1 protein-coding gene is annotated in these 1,007 nt (G+C 75.2%); it reads left to right on the top strand.

Going from position 1 to position 1,007, the window contains the following annotated elements; translation table 11 throughout:
- The coding region (locus ACZ56B_RS32920) for an acyltransferase domain-containing protein (protein WP_468798786.1) at positions 1-1,007 on the top strand (1,007 nt) is incomplete at both ends.

Raw genomic sequence — 1,007 nt, forward strand, 5'->3', positions numbered from 1 at the left:
GAGGAGCGGGCCTGGCCGCGCGGGCAGCGGCCGCGCCGGGCCGGTGTGTCGTCGTTCGGCATCAGCGGCACCAACGCCCACGTGATCATCGAGGAGGCGCCCCAGGCGGAGGCGGTCCCGGCGCGGCGCGGCGCCGCCGACCTCCCGCTGATCCCCTGGGTCCTGTCCGCCCGCAGCGCCCACGCCCTGCGGGCACAGCTCACACGCCTGTCGGACCATCTGGATGACGGCACCGCCACCGCAGCGGACGTCGGCCTGTCCCTGGCCACCACGCGCGCGGCATTGGAGCACCGCGCCGTCGTGCTCGGCGTGGACGCCGAAGGCCTGCGTGCCCGGCTCGCCGCACCGACTGTCACGGGATCGGTCGTCGAGGGCCGTACCGCCTGGATGTTCACCGGTCAGGGCAGCCAGCGCCATGGCATGGGGCGGGAGCTGTACGAGTCGTTCCCGGTGTTCGCGTCCGCGCTGGACGAGGTGTGCGGGCTGCTCGACGCCGAACTCGCCGGGCACCCCGGTTTCGAGGTGCCGGTCCGTGACGTCATGTTCGCGGCCGAGGACGCCCCGCAGGCGGGCCGGTTGGACCGTACCGGCTATGCGCAGGCGGCCCTGTTCGCTCTCCAGACGTCCGTCGTCCGGCTGCTGCGGTCCTGGGGAGCCGAGCCCGAGGTGGTGCTCGGACACTCGGTCGGTGAGTTCGCCGCCGCCTACACCGCGGGGGTCCTCGACCTCGCGGACGCGGTCAGGCTGGTGGCTGCCCGTGGCCGGCTGATGGAGGCGTTGCCCGGGGGCGGCGCCATGGCGGCGATCGAGGCGGACGAGGCCGAGGTGGCCGGCCTCCTCGACGGCACCGACGAGGTGGCCGTGGCCGCCGTCAACGGGCCGCGGGCGATCGTCGTGTCCGGCGGTGAGGACGGTGTGGAGCGCGTGGTGGCGGCCGTCACCGACCGCGGGCGCCGCGCCACCCGGCTGCGGGTCTCGCACGCCTTCCACTCGCCGCTGATGGAGCC

The sequence above is a fragment of the Streptomyces sp. NPDC034670 genome, assembly GCF_055574875.1.